We start from the raw sequence: 14,912 nt of genomic DNA on the forward strand, positions 1-14,912 counted from the left end.
TGACATAGATGGGATTACATGTCTTGGGTGAACTCAGGTATGAAGGCCGAAGGCACGCCTCGGTGCTGATTCCTGAGAAGGAGCGACGGATGAAACTTGCCCTGCGCCGCCTGCGAACGGGGGCGGTAGTGCTCGCTGCCTGCACACTTGGGCTGAGCCTCCTGTCGGTACCCGCCGCCGAGGCGTACTCGGTTGCCCCTCTCGCGCCAGGATCCGAGCGGGCACCGGAATCGCACCAGTTCTCGGCAGAGGGCGTGACGACGATCGGTGAACTCCGCACCGTGAACAGCTCACTGTCCTACGCCCCCAGCGGCGGGACACAGATCATCCAGCACCCCGGTGCCACCTACGTCAAGGTGCACTTCAGCTCTCTGCGACTGGCCGACGGCGACTACGTCACCGTGTCGAGCCGCGACGGCAAGGAGAGCTACCGGTACGACCGCCACCTGAACCGGGCGACCGGTTCGGACTACACCACCGACGGACAGCCGGGTTTCTGGGCGATGTCGGTGGAGGGTGACACCGCCGTCGTGACACTGCACAGCAGCCGCACCGCACGTGGCAGCGCCGCAACCATCGACCGGTTCTGGCGCGGGTACGACCGCACGGAAATCACCGCGCACAACTTCACCACCCAGTCCGTGTGCAGCACCGACGCCCGCCGCGACGTGGTCTGCTACCAGAACAGCCACCCCACCGAGTACGCCCGCGGCGGCGCGGTGGCACGGCTGCTGATCAGCGGCGGTGGCCTGTGCACCACCTGGCGGATCGGCAGCACCAACCGGATGCTGACGAACAAGCACTGCTTCTCGACGCAGGCGGCCGTGAGCGGCAGCGAGATGCAGTTCAACTACCAGTGCGCCACCTGCGGCGGCGCGAACCCCGGCGCCGGCACCAAGGTCAGCGGTGCCACCCTGTACCAGGTGAGCAGCGGTGGGTCCAGCCAACTGGACTACGCCCTGTTCTCGGTCAACAATTTCACCGCCATCCAGGGGTTCGGCACGCTGTACCTGGCGACGACCGCCACCAGCAACGGCACCCGGATCTACATCCCCGGGCACGGCGACGGCACCGCGAAGCGGCTGTCGATCTACGAGGACACCCAGAACGGCACGACCTGCGCCGTCCGGAACGCGAACTACAACACCTGGAACATCAGCTACAGCTGTGACACCTCCGGCGGCAACTCGGGTTCACCAGTGCTGAACGCCAGCCACCGCGTGATCGCCCTGCACCACCTCGGCGGTTGCCCGTCGAACCAGGGTGCCAAGGCGCATCTGATCTACAACGAGATCGCCAGCCTGATCGCCAACGGCTGAGACGGTGGGCCGCCGACGCGCGCCCTGCGCCTCGGCGGCCCAACGGCTCACCGCCGGCCACCGCGCGCCCCGGCCCGGCCGCGCGCCAGAGCCCGCCGTACGGCGGACCCTGGCGATCGCGGAGAAGCTCAGCGCAGGGTGTCGATGTCGATGACGAACCGGTACCGCACGTCCGAGGCGAGCACCCGCTCGTACGCGTCGTTGACCGCCTCGGCGCCGATGACCTCGACCTCGGGAGCGATGCCGCGCTCGGCGCAGAAGTCCAGCATCTCCTGCGTCTCGGCGATGCTGCCGATGCTGGAGCCGGCGAACGACCGTCGATTGCCGAACAACGCGAAGACGGGCACCGGAAGCGGCTCCGGCGGGGCACCCACGCTGACAAGCGTGCCGTCCAGACGCAGCAGACCGAGGTAGCTGGCCATGTCGATCGGTGCGCTGACCGTGTTGATGATCAGGTCGAAGCTGTTCTTGAGCACCTCGAACGTCGCCGGATCCTTGGTGGCGTAGTAGTGCTCGGCTCCGAAGCGCAGGCCGTCGTCCTTCTTGTCCAGCGTCTGGGACAGCACTGTCACCTCGGCGCCCATCGCTGCGGCGATCTTGACAGCCATGTGGCCCAGACCGCCCAGGCCCACCACGGCGACCTTCCTGCCGGGACCGGCATTCCAGTGCGCCAGCGGAGAGTACGTGGTGATGCCCGCGCACAGCATCGGCGCGGCCGCCTCGTACGGGATGCTCTCCGGCACCCGTAGTACGAAGTCCTCGTTCACGACCACATGGGTCGAGTAACCGCCCTGGGTGACGGTGCCGTCCCGGTCGACGCTCGCGTACGTCTGGGTGTTGCCCTTGAGGCAGTACTGCTCGTTTCCGGTGCGGCAGTTCTCGCACTCGCGACACGAGTTGACCATGCAGCCGACACCGGCGCGGTCGCCGACCGCGTGGCGGGTGACGTCGGCGCCGACCTCGGTGATTCGGCCGACGATCTCGTGGCCGACGGTGAGCGGGTAGGGCACGCTGCCCCAGTCGCCGCGCACGGTGTGGATGTCAGAGTGGCAGATGCCGGCGTAGCGGATGTCGATGAGAACATCGTGTGTGCCCAGGTCCCGCCGTTCGATCGTGGTGCGCACGAGCGGTTCGGTGGCGGACGGCGCGGCGATGGCGTTGACGGTGAAGATGATGTCCTCCGGTGACGTGATGCTGACTCCTGGCGGATCGCGCAGACGTACCTTGCCGTCCCTCGGGGCATGGTGAGACGCCGTGGTGGACGCATGAAACGCCGAACGGCGGCCCGCTGAATCAGTCGGGCCGCCGTTCGCAGAGCGTGGATCAGAGCGGGCGGATGTTCTCCGCCTGCGGGCCCTTCTGGCCCTGGGTGATGTCGAACTCCACCTTCTGGTTCTCGTCGAGGCTGCGGAAGCCGCTCGCCGAGATCGCGGAGAAGTGGGCGAAGACGTCCGCGCCACCGTCGTCCGGGCTGATGAAGCCGAAACCCTTGTCGGCGTTGAACCACTTCACGGTACCTGTAGTCATGTCTGCTCCTCGCAGGCTGTCAGAGACCGCACTGTGCGGACCCTTACGCCGCCGCGTTGATCACCCGCGTCGAAACGACACGAAAAACGAAAAAGCGCCTGGGTGGGTTCAGATGACCCATCAGGCGCTGAAAAACGTCTACGGAAATCAAAACTGCAACTCGGTTACCGTAGCAGATGGCGACCATGACGGCACCCCCGAGGATGTCAGCTGGTTCCCGCACTCATCACCGAGCACTGACGACGAGCAGGCCGGGTGGCGTTGAGCGCGGGGTCGCCCAGAGATTCCGAGAATCTTCTTGGTTGACGGCAACCTGTGGGCAGTGGATCGCATGTACCCGGATGTAAGCGACGATCGCCACGATCCATAGGGGCCCTGAAATGTCTGCACGTCCTCTCCTGCTGCTGCCCGTTGCCGCTGTCCTACTTGCACAGACGGCCTGTGGCTCCACGCCGGCATCTGGTCCTGGCCCAACCGCATCTGCGCCGACGTCGGCTGCTGTCGCCACTGGCACCCCCAGTGCATCGCCCGCCGTGGCTACCGCAGCCGCCGACTGTCCCTCGGCTGCGACCCTCCAGACCCTGGTCGAGCTGCCGAAGGGCTCGTCTTTCACGACGGTGACGTGCGTCAAGGACTGGGCGGCGGCCGATCCGCAGGGTCCGACCGCCGGTGACGGCGTCTATCTGTTCCGCTACGCGGCCGGCACGGGCTGGAAGTACTACGACCAGGGCAGCGGATATGACTGCAAGGATCTCGGCCTCAGCGAGCCGGCGCCGTTCTGCATCTCGGAGCCGGTGACGACGACGACGAAGCCGGCGAACAGCACGGCCACGAATGCCACCTGCCCTTCGGCGAAGACCCTGGAGGCCCTTGTCGAGCTTCCGAAGGGCTGGACGTTCGCCGGTGTCGAATGCGTCAAGGACTGGGCGGGAGCTGATCCGCAGGGCCCGAAGGCCGGCGACGGCGTCTACCTGTTCCACTTCGTGACCGGCACGGGCTGGAAGTACTACGGCGAGGGCAGCGGATATGACTGCAAGGATCTCGGCCTCACCGAGCCGGCGCCGTTCTGCATCTCCTGACGGGTTGACCGCTTTCGTTTGCGGTGGCGCACACCAGCTAAGGTGTGCGCCACAGTCAATCGGCCGCATCGACGCCGCCGCTGCCTGAAGGACGTCGGGTACGTGGGGGGACGAGCGCGGCATGGCGCACTCCGTGGACGATCTTTTCTGTGAGTTCGTGCGGACCCGCTCGCCGGCGTTGCTGCGGACGGCGTTCCTCCTGACCGGCGACCGGCACCTCGCCGAGGACCTGGTGCAGGATGCGCTGGCCCGCACGCACAGGGGCCGGCGCCGGCTCAATGATCCCGGGCACTTCGAGGCGTACACCCGCACAGCCATGTACCACCAGCATGTGAGCTGGTGGCGGCGCCGCAAGGTGGCCGAGTCCCTGCCCGGCGAACTGGCCGACGTGGTTCAGCCCGGCAGCGACCATGCTCGCCGTACCGATCTCAAGCTTGCCCTGCACCAGGCTCTCGCCCAACTCACCCAGCGGCAACGCGCCGTGCTGGTGGCGCGGTTCTTCGAGGACCGCAGCGAGGCCGAGACCGCGGATCTGCTGCAATGCTCAGTCGGCACGATCAAGAGTCAGACCAGCAAGGCCCTGGCCCGCATGCGGGAGATAGCGCCCGAGCTGCTGTCGGCCGTGATGGAGGAGGCCTGATGACCGACGACCTCGGGCCCCTGCGTCAGGCCATGTCCGATCTGAGCGAGCACGGCGGCACCGCCGACATGTACGAGCGCACCCTGCGCAGGTCGCGGCAGTCACAACGACGGACAGCGCTCACCACCGGCGCAGCGGCGGCGACACTGGTGTTCGCCATCGGCGGCACTGTCGCCTTCGCCACCCGCCACAGGCCCGACCCTCCGACGCCACCCGGATCCACCAGCACCAGTGACGGACCCCAGAATCCCACCTGTCCGACGACGCAGACCCTCGGGACCCTGGTCGAGCTGCCGGCGGGCTGGACTTTCGCTTCCCGGGCAGTGGACTGCGTCGCGACGTGGGCGGCGGCCGACGTGCAGCGTCCGGACGCCGGCGGCGTCATCTACCTGTTCCATTACACGACCGGCACGGGCTGGCGATTCCACGACCAGGGCACCGGATGGGACTGCAAGGACCTCGACCTGACCGAGCCGGCGTCGTTCTGCACTTCCTGACCGCCGCCGGGAAGCCCCCCGGCTGAGGATGCGCGGCCCCGGCAGCGCGGCGGTGACGGTCCTTGTGCTCGGCGATGGCCGGCGGGTCTCGTAGGCTCTGTCAGTGCAGACCAGTCGAGGACGGATCATGACGCAGATGTTGGACGCGGCGGAGAACGCCTCGCCGGTCGAGGCGGTCGAGGCGGTCACCCGGGAACTCGGTGCGGCGCTGGGTGCGCGCAGCGTGTCATTCCTGATCGCGGACCTCAGCGGTCGGGCGCTGGTCCGGTTGGCCCATGTGCCGCTCGGCGGTGCCGGTGACGGCCGCCGGGACGGTGACGAGGTTGCCACTGTGATGCCGTTCGACAACGGCCCCGCCGAGCAGGCGCTACGCAGCCAGACGGTGGGGGTTATCGCGCAGCCGGACGGATGGATGGTGTTGGCGCCGGTGACCGACCGTGGTGAGGCGATCGGTCTGCTGGAGATGGTCCTGCCTGACGAGCCCGCCCCGGCGACGCTGCAGGAGATCGCCCGCACGGCGCACGTGTTGGCGTTCGTGGTGATCGCCAACCGGCGGTACACCGACCTGTTCGAGTGGGGGCAACGCACGACCCCGTTCACCCTGTCCGGCGAGATCCAGCGCCGCCTGCTGCCCGCCTCGTTCACCTGTGAGAGTAGTGCGTTCACCCTGTCCGGCTGGCTGGAGCCCGCCGCCAGCGTCGGCGGGGACACCTTCGATTACAGCCTTGCCCGCGACGTGCTGCACTTCAGCGTCACCGACGCGATGGGCCACGGGGTGGCCAGCGCGCTGACCGCCACCCTGGGCGTGGGCAGCCTGCGCAACAGCCGCCGCCGCGGCGCGGTTGGTCTGGTGGGACAGGCTGATGCCGCGGATGCCGAGGTGGCCGAACACGCCGCCGTGCCAGGCAGTTACATCACCGCGATCCTCGGCCGTCTCGACCTGCGTACCGGGGTGTGCGCGCTGCTCAACGCCGGGCATGTGCCGCCGCTGCTGGTGCGCGACGGGGACGTCCGGACGCTGCCGCTACCGGCCAATTTCCCCCTGGGTATGTTCGCCGGGGCCGGTTACCGCGATGGCGAGATCACGCTGCGACCCGGCGACCGCCTGGTGGTGATGACCGATGGCATGCGGGAGCGTAACGCCGCCAAACTGGATCTACCGAACATGCTGCGGTCGATTGCTGATCTGCACCCTCGTGAGGCTGCCCGGGCCCTGGCCGACGCCGCGCTCGAGGTCAGCGGACCGACCCTGGCCGACGATGCCACGCTGTTCATCCTGGACTGGCACGGCGGGCACAGCGAGGAGCGGCGCAGCAGCGCCGGTGCCGACCAGGCGCGCGCCAGCGCCGCGCTGCCTGACTGATCTACCGGCCGGTCGCGTCATCCGCGGACGGCACACTCGCTTCAGCGGCCTGCACGCTGTCATACACGTCGATGACCCGATCCACCGATGTGACCGTCAGCACGTTACGCACGGCGGGCTGCGCCGCTGCGACGCACAACCGTCCGTCGGCGACACGCATCGCCTTGAACATCACCACCAGCGCACCCAGTGCGCTGGAATCCATGAAACCCACCCCGGCCAGATCCACCACCACCTGCGGTTCACCAGCGTCAACCAACCGTTGCAGACCCTCGCGCAACTGCGGAGACGTCGCCATGTCCAGCTCGCCGCGCACCTCAAGCACGGTGCAACCCCGGCCCGGTCGGGCCGACAACAGCAAGTCCACGACACACTCCCCACGCCGATGATCCCCGCATACTCTATTCTGCCGGCGGGCGAAGCGCCGCCGGCAGGCGTACGTCGAGCGGACATCTTGACCGTTTCAGCTCAGCAACCCCGGGTAAGGCTGACAACAACCGGTGCGTCCCGCTTCAGCCCGGCGCGGTTGCGTACGGGCCGAGGAGGAACTTCGCGATGCGCGTGACCATGACGCTGTCGCTGCCGCGGCAGCCGACCTCGGTGACCCGAGCCCGCCACACACTCGTCACCCTGCTGAGCCTCACCGAGGCCACCGAGGAGTCTCGTGGCCACCTCGCCGTGCTGATCACCGAGGCATGCGCCAACGCGGTGATGCACGCCAATCTCGACAGCACCGTCGACATCACGATCGATATCGATGATCAACTGTGCCTGCTCGAGGTCGGCAACCGCGGCAGTAGTCCCAACGGCGCTGGGCGGCTCGACGTCGACCTGCCCGACCCGCTCACCGTCGGCGGCCGTGGGCTGCCCTTGATCGCCGCACTTGCCGACGCGGCGGCATTCGTCGCCGGGCCACCGGATCAGGTGCTGCTCCGCATCACCAAATACCTCGCCGACCCGCCGCCTCAGTCGACCTGATGACCGGAAATGCCCGCCCGGCTCCGGCGTGCGTCACCAGTCGGTCGGTGCGATATCACCACTACGGAGCGTGTCGTCAGCTCACTGGCGGCTCTCCCTTACCTTCGGCACCAGCTTGCCGTGGTCACACCGCGCCTTGATCTCGCTCTTGTTGCCCGCGGACAGGAGCACCACCTGGATCTCCTTGGCCGGCCCGGGGTGGTAATCCTTGAGGCGGTAGCCGGGGGCAGGAGCGACGTCCACAACGCGAGCCTGTTCGCCGGTGCAGAGCGCGGTCACCACACCACCGAGTGCCCGCAGGGCTGTACCTGGCTTCGGGGAGGTCGGCGCCGGCGCGGCACTGGACGGGGCCGGCGACTGGTCGGCACTGGGTGACGTCGTAGGGCCAGGGCCGGCCGATGAACCGGCTCCGGCGCTCGCTTCAACAGGCCCAGCCGGAGCGGCCACCGAGCGGCTTGGTCGAGAGACTGGTGTGGGCTCCGCGGATGTCTGCCGGGCAGCAGGTGTCTCGGTGGCAGACACATCGAGGGCAGCGTCGGGCGGGGCGGCACCCTCACGTGTGGCGATGCCGTCCGATCTGCCATCGACAGGCATGAACTGAGGGAGCAGGAGCGAGACGGTCGCTGCCGTCGCCATGAGAACGGGGATCAACACGGCATTTGGGATGCGGCGACGCCGATCGGGAGAGGGGTCCGCGGTAGGCGGGGCCGACACTTGCGAGACGGATGCCGACTGCGCCGCCTGTTTCATCCGGCGCTCGGCGTCATCGGCGAAACCGTGCAGGGCCGCGGCAACCTCCGCGGCGTCCGGTCGATCCGCCGGCTCCCTGGCGAGGCAACGGTCGAGGAGGCGGTGAACCTCCGGTGACACTCCCTCGACGTCCGGCAGCGGCGCCGGATCGACGTACACGTGAGCCGTCAACATCTGCGTGGGGGTCTCCGCCGACCAGGGCAGCTCATTGGTCAGCGTTCGGTACAGCAACAGCCCGAGCGCGTAGACATCGGAAGCGGGCAGGACAGTGCCACCGGCGAGCCGTTCCGGCGCGAGGTAGGCCGCGGTGCCCAACAGTTGTCCGTCCGCCTCCAGCTCCGGCCGACCCACTGTGGTGGCGATACCGAAATCGACCACCTTCACGCCGGCCGGTGTCAGCATCACGTTGGACGGTTTGATGTCCCGGTGCACCAACTGACGTTCGTGCGCGGCGGCGAGCGCCTCGGCGACCTGCGCGCACGTCCGCATCGCGACGGCCGGCGGCAGCGGACCGGCGGCAAGGCGCTCGGACAGGGTCTCGCCGGGCAGCAGTTCCATCACCACGTACGAGACCTGGCGGCCGGCGGCATCGGTGTGCTCGCCGTAGTCGTACACACTGGTCACGTGCGGGTGCCAGAGCCCCGCTGCGGCCCTCGCCTCTGCCTGGACGCGTCGCCGCGCGCCTTGGGCGGCGGCCTGCGCGCCGGCCAGGACCTTGACTGCCACCCCACGTTCGAGGACACGGTCCCACGCCCGCCAGACGACCGACATGCCGCCAGCGCCGAGACGGCTCTCGACCTGATACCTGCCGTCCAACAGATCACCGACCATCACTGGGACAGCTTGCCAGAGTGGACCCCTGGTGGCATGGCAACCTGTTCCGACGCTGGTCAGAGGCCGTCATGGGCGCACGCTTCCATCTCATGTGGCCGCACGGGCTACCCGAGCAACCGGGCGCGCTCCGGTGGCCAAGAGGGCTGACCCGGCACCTCGGCGGTGCCTACAGTGGGCTCGGCCGGCACGTCGGTGTGCGGTGGGGGAGAATCGACTCATGTTTGTCATCAAGGAGCGGTTCTTCTCGATCGGCGACGACTTCGACGTGCTCGACGAGCACGGCACCAAGGTCTTCCACGTCGACGGCAAGGTGCTCAGCGTCCGCGACAAGGTCGTCATCGAGGACGCCTCCGGCCGTGAGGTCGCCACGCTGCACCGGCACCTGGTGGCGCTGCGTCCCACGTACGAGATCCGCATCGGCGGCGAGAAGGCCGCAGAGGTCCGCAAGAAGCTGCTCACGCCGTTCCGCGACAAGTTCACCATCGATGTGCCGGGGCCAGATGACCTGGAGATGAAGGGTGACCTGCTCGACCACGAGTACGTGATCGAACGCGACGGCACCGAGGTGGCCTCGGTCTCCAAGCGGTGGCTGACGATCCGGGACACCTACGCCGTGCAGGTCACCGCCGGCGTGGACCCGCTGCTCATCATCGGTAGCGTCCTCGCGCTCGACCTGGCCATGAACCGTGACAAGAAGAAGAAGGCCGACGAGGACTGACCTTCAGGGCGGCAACGGCGGGTGCGCGGGGTCCGACTCGTGGCCGGGACGGCCGCTCGAGAGCGGAGGGGCCGGGGTGCTGCTGCACCCCGACCCCTCCGGCCTGCTCCGTCGGCGCGGGGATTGGGATCTCTCAGCTCACCCGCAGCGTTGACCGTTGAGGTTGAAGGCGGTCGGCGCCGGATTGGTGCCGCTCCAGGTGCCGTTGAAGCCGATGCTGGTGGACGCGCCGGGGGCGAGTCTGCCGTTCCAACTCATGCTGTCCGCGGTGACGTTCGTTCCGCTCTGTCTCCAGGTGGCCGACCAGCCCTGGCTGACCTTCTGGCCGGTAGTGGGGAAGTCGAAGGCGAGTTTCCAGCCGTCGACAGCGGTGGTGCCGGTGTTCTTGATCGTCAGTGTCGCGGTGAAGCCGCCCGGCCAACTGTTCGCCGTCCAGGCGACCGTGCAGCCGCCGGTCGGGGTGGTGGGCGCGGTCCGCACGGTCAGGCCGGGCGAGGCCGCCGAGACGTTGCCCGCCGCGTCGCGGGCGGTCACCACGAAGGTGTACGGGGTGTCCGGCGTCAACCCGGTCACGGTGTACGCGGTGCCGGTGGCGCTGCCCACCTTCACGGTGCCGGCGGTGTCGACCCGGTGCACGTCGTAGCCGGTGACGGCGGTGTTGTCGGTGGACGGCGTCCAGGTCAGCGCGACGCTGTCGCCGGTGATCGTGCCGGCGGTCGGCTTGCCCGGGACGGTCGGGGCCTGGGTGTCGCCGGGCGTGGTGCCGGGCGGCAGCACCAGGTGGGTGATGGAGTTGGCCGGGAAGGTGGTTGTGAGGCCGCCGGCGGTCACCGGAAGGTCGGCCTCCCGGACGACGCCGGTGAGATCCGCCCCGCTGTAGCGGTAGACCTGAGCGGTGCTGGCGGAGGCCCCGGTGAGGGTGACCGGGCTGGTCAGGTCGTCGCCGGTCTTGTTGACGACGACCACCGTGAGGGCCTTGTCGGCGCTGCGCTCGGCGGCGTACACCGCCAACTTGCCCTGGTCGGCGCTGGTCGCCTGGACGGAGGTCTCGCCGAACGCGCCGCCCTTGCCGTCGTAGTTGCGGTAGACGCGGAACGCGTTGGCCACCGGTTGGTCGGTCGTGGGCGCGGTCCAGAGGGTGGCCAGGTCGAGCCCTTCGCGGCCGAAGATGCCGAGGACGTCAGCCTGGGCGAGGGCGCCGTTGAGCGAGCCGAAGCCACCCCAGTTGTACTCGGTCATCGCGACCTTCGTGCCCGGGTAGTGCTGGTCGACCAACTCGCGCAGGCGCGGGATGAACCGGACCGGACTGTTGATCCAGCTTTCGTCCACGTAGGTCGGGTCCCAGAGTTGGCGGGTCGAGCGCAGCCGCAGCGCCTGGGTGGTGGCGTCGCCGGCCGCGTCGCCGAGCACGCCGGACTGCTGCGGGTAGAGGTGGACGTCGAAGTAGTCGAGGATGCGGGTGCCGTGCTGCTGCTCGTACTCGCGCATCCGGTCCAGGTACCACGGGCCGAGGTCCTGGCCGCCGTGCGCGGCCTTGTCCGGTGGGTTCGACCAGCAGCCGGTACGCGAGCAGGTGTCCTGGTCGAGGCCCGAGAAGATGATCGAGTTCAGGCCCCAGCCGACAGGACCGAGCGTCTTCGCGCCGGGGTCGGCGGCCTTGATCGCGGCGGCGTACTCGTAGGTGCGGTCGCGTAGCTCGTCGTATCCCATGCCGGTCGGGCGGACGTCGCGGTGGGTGGATTGCCACAGGTCCGGCTCGTTGTCCAGGTTGTAGAACTGGACCCCGCCGTTGGTGGCGGCGCCGAACTGCCCCTTGAGGTGGTTGACGAAGTCGGTGACGTACTCCGGACCGACGGCGACGCTGGTGTCCGTCGGATCGTTGCCGGTGACCAGCGTCCCGTCCGGCTTCTTGCCGTTGCCGCAGTCCGGTGCCCAGGTGTCGGTGGACTCCTGCGGGCCGTACTTGGCGACGCTGAAGCCACACGCCCGCGACCGGTCCTTGGCGATCCAGCCGAGCATCGGCACCGTCATGACAGTGGCGGCGCCGGTGGCCTTGTTCTGCTGCACGAACCGATCGCTCTCCGAGCCCTTCGGGAGGTCGCCGGGACTCGGGTTGTCGTTGGGGATGTTCTCGAAGTACCAGTCCGACGCGCGGTTGGTGGTGTCGGCACGGAAGTTGTAGCGGGTGGTGGCGTTGCCACCGTAGCGGTGCACCGGCAATCGCAGGTCGCTGGCGAGGGTCTGGTCGGCGAAGTTCATGCCGTAGATGTACGGGCTGATCTGGTGCCGGGCGGCAGTGGTGTCAACGGCCAGCGCCGGGCCGGCCGCGGCCAGGGCGGGCTCCGGCAGGGCCAGACCGCCGAGGGCCGTGGCGAGCACGACCGGAAGTAGAGCTGTGGTGGGACGCACGAGCATTCCTTTCGCATAGGAGCCCGCCGATGGGAGCGCTTCCACAGCGTTCCGTCTTCCTGGCTTCGAGTCAACGCCCAACTCGGGGGCAGTTGGCGAGCGGCAGGTTGGCTCGACTTATAATGACGCCCATCAATGCGATAAGCGCTGATGCGGTCGTGCCGGAATGGCTCGGATCGCCGCAGTGCGGAGGCAACCGCGCCGCAGTGGTGCGAGCGGATGCACCTCAGCGTCGCATGACCGGAACGTTCCTGCTGGCCCGGCCCCTGCGGTGGGAGACCAGCCGTCCTGGAGGATGACAATGCGCAGATTTCTCGCTGTGTTCAGCGCCGCCCTGATCCTCGGCGCCGCAGTCGGCAGCGTCCCGGCCGGGGCATCGGGGCCCTCCCGGCCCTCGTGCCCCCGTGGCCTGCTCTTCTGTGAGGACTTCGAGCGACTGCCTCCCGGAGGTCCCAGCACGTTGAACTGGGGCGTCGACACCCGCCACGGCACGCTGACCGTCGAACGTGCCCGCCGTGGCAACCAGGCGCTGCACATCCACACCGTTGACAACGGACGTGCGTTCCTGCGCGTCGACGACTTCGCCGCGCCCGGCAACCGCTTCTACGGCCGGATGCGTCTGCGCGTCGACGCCTTCCCCACGGCCCCGGACTGGGCGCACTTCACGCTGGTGGAAGCGACCGGCACCGGCAGCGCGGAGGTCGTCCGCCCGATCGGTGGGCAGTACGCGCCCACGGTCCCCGGAACCTTCTGGGGGGTCGGCGCCGACGGCGGTCCGACCGGCGACTGGACCAACTGGAGGGAGTCCGCCCCGGTCGCTGAGGACACCTGGCAGTGCTTCGAGTGGAAGATCGACTCGGCGGACAACCGCGTCGAGGTGTGGATCGATGGCGTGGCGAACCCGGAGTTGACAGCCTCCACGACCGACCACGGTGGCAACGACGTTCCCTTTGTCCTGCCGACGGTCGACACGGTGAAGATCGGCTGGCAGCTCTACCAGGGCGGCACGACGCCGGGCGAGTTTGACCTCTGGATCGATGACATCGCCCTTTCGAGCAAGCGGCTCGGCTGCTGATCCGAGGCTCGGGTGGTTCAGGGGCTCTCTGCCGGGGTGCGGCCTTGCTGCCGCACCCCGGCGGCGTGGGCCGGCCTCCATGGCGATCATCGACGTCTCCCGCTACGATCCGACATCGATGGATTACTGAGCGTTGATGTGTTCTGTCCGCAAGCCCTGGACGCTGGCAATCCGGCGCCGCTGCGACCGTGGTGCCGACCTGAGGATCCACGCCGTCTCGACGAAGGGAATCCGGATGACGGAGAGCGCGCAGACCACCGAGAGCCGAAGCCTCCCGCCCGCGCGGCCGTACCCGTTCAGTGTGCCCGACCGCCTGGTCGTCGACCCGACCTACGGCGAGCTGCGCGAGAACGAACCGATGACCCGGGTGAAGCTTCCCTACGGCGAGGAGGCGTGGCTCGCCACCCGGTACGAGGACGTCCGTACGGTCCTCGGGGACGTGCGGTTCGGCCGCGCCCCGGCCGTCCAGCGCGACGAGCCCCGGCTCACCCCGCGCCAGCAGTACAGCGGCATGCTGACAATGGACCCGCCCGATCACACCCGGCTGCGCCGGCTGGTGGCGAAGGCGTTCACGGCACGTCGGGTGGAGGCGCTGCGACCCCGCACCCAGGAGATCGCCGACGGGTTGGTCGACACCATGGTCCAGCTCGGTCCTCCGGCCGACCTGGTGGAGCACGTCGCCACGCCGCTGCCGATCCAGGTGATCTGCGAGCTGCTCGGGGTCCCGTACGCCGACCGCGACCGCTTCCACATCTGGTCCGAGGCGATCGTCTCGACCACCTCCCTTCCCGAGGAGACGGTCCAGGAGTACCTGAACAACCTCTGGGGCTACATCGGTGGTCTGGTCGCCGAGCGCCGCCGCGAGCCCGGGATCGACGACCTGCTCGGCGCGTTGGTGCGGGCCCGCGACGAGAATCAGGATCGGCTCAGCGAGACCGAGCTGGTGGAGCTGGCCGCAGGGCTGCTCGCGGCCGGCCACGAGACCACAGTCACCCAGATCCCCAACTTCGTATACGTCCTGCTGCACAACCCGGACCAGCTCGCTCGGCTGCGGGCCGACCCGTCGCTGGTGCCGGCCGCGGTCGAGGAACTGCTGCGGTACGTGCCGCTCGGCGTCGGCTCCTCATTCGCCCGGTACGCAAAGGAGGACGTCGAGGTCGGCGGGGTGCTGGTTCGGGCAGGTGAGCCGGTTCTCGGCTCACTGTCGTCGGCGAATCGCGACGGTACCGTCTTCGCCGACCCGGACCGGCTGGATCTCGCGCGCGAGCAGAACCCGCACATGGGCTTTGGTCACGGCGTACACCACTGCGTCGGCGCGCAGCTGGCCCGCATGGAGTTGCAGGTCGCCGTCGCCACCCTCGTGACTCGCCTGCCCGGGTTGCGGCTCGCCGTACCGGAAACTGATCTGCGGTGGAAGCGGGGCATGTTGGTGCGGGGCCTGCTCGGCATGCCGGTGGCCTGGTGAGCACCGCCTGGCGAATCGGGGTGGACTCGGGCCGCTGCATCGGCACGAGCATCTGCGCCGGCACCGCGCCCGAGCACTTCCGCCTGGTCGACGGCCGGTCCACGCCGCTGACCGACGTCGTCGCCCCGGACGACGTCATCGTCGACGCCGCCGACTCGTGCCCCGTGGAGGCGATCACGGTCCACGACGTCACCGACGACCGGCTGATCGCGCCGCAGGAGTGACCTGACATCGAGCCCGGCCGTACCGGCAGCGCCG

The 14,912-nt window shown here is 68.8% G+C and carries 16 protein-coding genes; 11 read left to right on the top strand and 5 right to left on the bottom strand.

Annotated elements, in window-relative coordinates; translation table 11 throughout:
• Positions 1-89: 89 nt before the first annotated feature.
• On the top strand, positions 90-1,319 hold the full coding sequence (locus AB0B68_RS11340) for a serine protease (RefSeq protein ID WP_357259463.1): 1,230 nt from the start codon (positions 90-92) through the stop codon (positions 1,317-1,319).
• Positions 1,320-1,447: 128 nt separating this feature from the next.
• Here AB0B68_RS11340 and AB0B68_RS11345 read toward each other — a convergent pair whose 3' ends face one another.
• Together AB0B68_RS11345 and AB0B68_RS11350 are read right to left on the bottom strand one after the other, a co-directional pair.
• Positions 1,448-2,491, bottom strand: coding sequence for an NAD(P)-dependent alcohol dehydrogenase (locus AB0B68_RS11345; protein WP_357259599.1), 1,044 nt, complete (start codon positions 2,489-2,491; stop codon positions 1,448-1,450).
• A gap of 151 nt (positions 2,492-2,642) precedes the next feature.
• Positions 2,643-2,846 carry a cold-shock protein gene (locus AB0B68_RS11350; protein ID WP_013283833.1) on the bottom strand — a complete coding sequence of 68 codons (204 nt, stop codon included), beginning with the start codon at positions 2,844-2,846 and terminating at the stop codon, positions 2,643-2,645.
• A gap of 112 nt (positions 2,847-2,958) precedes the next feature.
• Here AB0B68_RS11350 and AB0B68_RS11355 point away from each other — a divergent pair, with 112 nt between their 5' ends.
• The 5 genes from AB0B68_RS11355 (at position 2,959) to AB0B68_RS11375 (ending at position 6,425) form a co-directional block, all read left to right on the top strand.
• Positions 2,959-3,111, top strand: coding sequence for a hypothetical protein (locus AB0B68_RS11355; RefSeq protein WP_357203381.1), 153 nt, complete (start codon positions 2,959-2,961; stop codon positions 3,109-3,111).
• A 268-nt stretch (positions 3,112-3,379) separates the two neighbouring features.
• Positions 3,380-3,925: a hypothetical protein gene (locus AB0B68_RS11360; RefSeq protein ID WP_357203384.1), complete on the top strand. Its 546-nt coding sequence runs from the start codon at positions 3,380-3,382 to the stop codon at positions 3,923-3,925.
• A 121-nt stretch (positions 3,926-4,046) separates the two neighbouring features.
• A complete protein-coding gene (locus AB0B68_RS11365; RefSeq protein ID WP_357203387.1) occupies positions 4,047-4,565 on the top strand; it encodes a SigE family RNA polymerase sigma factor in 519 nt (172 codons plus the stop codon).
• Positions 4,565-5,062: a hypothetical protein gene (locus AB0B68_RS11370; protein ID WP_357203390.1), complete on the top strand. Its 498-nt coding sequence runs from the start codon at positions 4,565-4,567 to the stop codon at positions 5,060-5,062. Before AB0B68_RS11365 ends, AB0B68_RS11370 begins: the two co-directional genes overlap by 1 nt.
• A 127-nt stretch (positions 5,063-5,189) precedes the next feature.
• Entirely contained in the window at positions 5,190-6,425 is a 1,236-nt protein-coding gene (locus tag AB0B68_RS11375) for a PP2C family protein-serine/threonine phosphatase (RefSeq protein ID WP_357203393.1), read from the top strand.
• Between the two features lies 1 nt (position 6,426).
• On the opposite strand, the gene AB0B68_RS11380 is transcribed toward AB0B68_RS11375, so the two are convergent.
• Positions 6,427-6,750, bottom strand: coding sequence for an STAS domain-containing protein (locus AB0B68_RS11380; RefSeq protein WP_357203396.1), 324 nt, complete (start codon positions 6,748-6,750; stop codon positions 6,427-6,429).
• Between the two features lie 230 nt (positions 6,751-6,980).
• On the opposite strand from AB0B68_RS11380, the gene AB0B68_RS11385 reads away from it, so the two are divergent.
• Complete coding sequence (locus AB0B68_RS11385) at positions 6,981-7,403, top strand: ATP-binding protein (protein WP_357203399.1); 423 nt, start codon at positions 6,981-6,983, stop codon at positions 7,401-7,403.
• Between the two features lie 81 nt (positions 7,404-7,484).
• On the opposite strand, the gene AB0B68_RS11390 is transcribed toward AB0B68_RS11385, so the two are convergent.
• On the bottom strand, positions 7,485-8,984 hold the full coding sequence (locus AB0B68_RS11390) for a protein kinase (protein ID WP_357203423.1): 1,500 nt from the start codon (positions 8,982-8,984) through the stop codon (positions 7,485-7,487).
• A 202-nt stretch (positions 8,985-9,186) separates the two neighbouring features.
• Here AB0B68_RS11390 and AB0B68_RS11395 point away from each other — a divergent pair, with 202 nt between their 5' ends.
• Complete coding sequence (locus tag AB0B68_RS11395) at positions 9,187-9,705, top strand: LURP-one-related family protein (RefSeq protein ID WP_357203402.1); 519 nt, start codon at positions 9,187-9,189, stop codon at positions 9,703-9,705.
• A 138-nt stretch (positions 9,706-9,843) separates the two neighbouring features.
• On the opposite strand, the gene AB0B68_RS11400 is transcribed toward AB0B68_RS11395, so the two are convergent.
• Entirely contained in the window at positions 9,844-12,114 is a 2,271-nt protein-coding gene (locus tag AB0B68_RS11400; RefSeq protein WP_357259468.1) for a glycoside hydrolase family 44 protein, read from the bottom strand.
• A gap of 301 nt (positions 12,115-12,415) precedes the next feature.
• Between AB0B68_RS11400 and AB0B68_RS11405 the strand changes: the two genes are divergently transcribed.
• The 3 genes from AB0B68_RS11405 (at position 12,416) to AB0B68_RS11415 (ending at position 14,878) form a co-directional block, all read left to right on the top strand.
• Entirely contained in the window at positions 12,416-13,189 is a 774-nt protein-coding gene (locus AB0B68_RS11405) for a hypothetical protein (protein WP_357259471.1), read from the top strand.
• Positions 13,190-13,424: 235 nt separating this feature from the next.
• Positions 13,425-14,654, top strand: coding sequence for a cytochrome P450 (locus AB0B68_RS11410; RefSeq protein WP_357259474.1), 1,230 nt, complete (start codon positions 13,425-13,427; stop codon positions 14,652-14,654).
• Positions 14,651-14,878: a ferredoxin gene (locus tag AB0B68_RS11415; RefSeq protein WP_357203414.1), complete on the top strand. Its 228-nt coding sequence runs from the start codon at positions 14,651-14,653 to the stop codon at positions 14,876-14,878. Before AB0B68_RS11410 ends, AB0B68_RS11415 begins: the two co-directional genes overlap by 4 nt.
• Positions 14,879-14,912: the final 34 nt, after the last annotated feature.

The sequence above is a fragment of the Micromonospora sp. NPDC049049 genome, assembly GCF_040649115.1.
Lineage (GTDB): Bacteria > Actinomycetota > Actinomycetes > Mycobacteriales > Micromonosporaceae > Micromonospora.

Coding starts and splice junctions, on each gene's coding strand:
- AB0B68_RS11340 (WP_357259463.1), top strand. CDS start 90: ATGAAACTTGCCCTGCGCCGCCTGCGAACGGGGGCGGTAGTGCTCGCT.
- AB0B68_RS11350 (WP_013283833.1), bottom strand. CDS start 2,846: ATGACTACAGGTACCGTGAAGTGGTTCAACGCCGACAAGGGTTTCGGC.
- AB0B68_RS11355 (WP_357203381.1), top strand. CDS start 2,959: ATGACCCATCAGGCGCTGAAAAACGTCTACGGAAATCAAAACTGCAAC.
- AB0B68_RS11365 (WP_357203387.1), top strand. CDS start 4,047: ATGGCGCACTCCGTGGACGATCTTTTCTGTGAGTTCGTGCGGACCCGC.
- AB0B68_RS11370 (WP_357203390.1), top strand. CDS start 4,565: ATGACCGACGACCTCGGGCCCCTGCGTCAGGCCATGTCCGATCTGAGC.
- AB0B68_RS11375 (WP_357203393.1), top strand. CDS start 5,190: ATGACGCAGATGTTGGACGCGGCGGAGAACGCCTCGCCGGTCGAGGCG.
- AB0B68_RS11385 (WP_357203399.1), top strand. CDS start 6,981: ATGCGCGTGACCATGACGCTGTCGCTGCCGCGGCAGCCGACCTCGGTG.
- AB0B68_RS11390 (WP_357203423.1), bottom strand. CDS start 8,984: ATGGTCGGTGATCTGTTGGACGGCAGGTATCAGGTCGAGAGCCGTCTC.
- AB0B68_RS11405 (WP_357259471.1), top strand. CDS start 12,416: ATGCGCAGATTTCTCGCTGTGTTCAGCGCCGCCCTGATCCTCGGCGCC.
- AB0B68_RS11410 (WP_357259474.1), top strand. CDS start 13,425: ATGACGGAGAGCGCGCAGACCACCGAGAGCCGAAGCCTCCCGCCCGCG.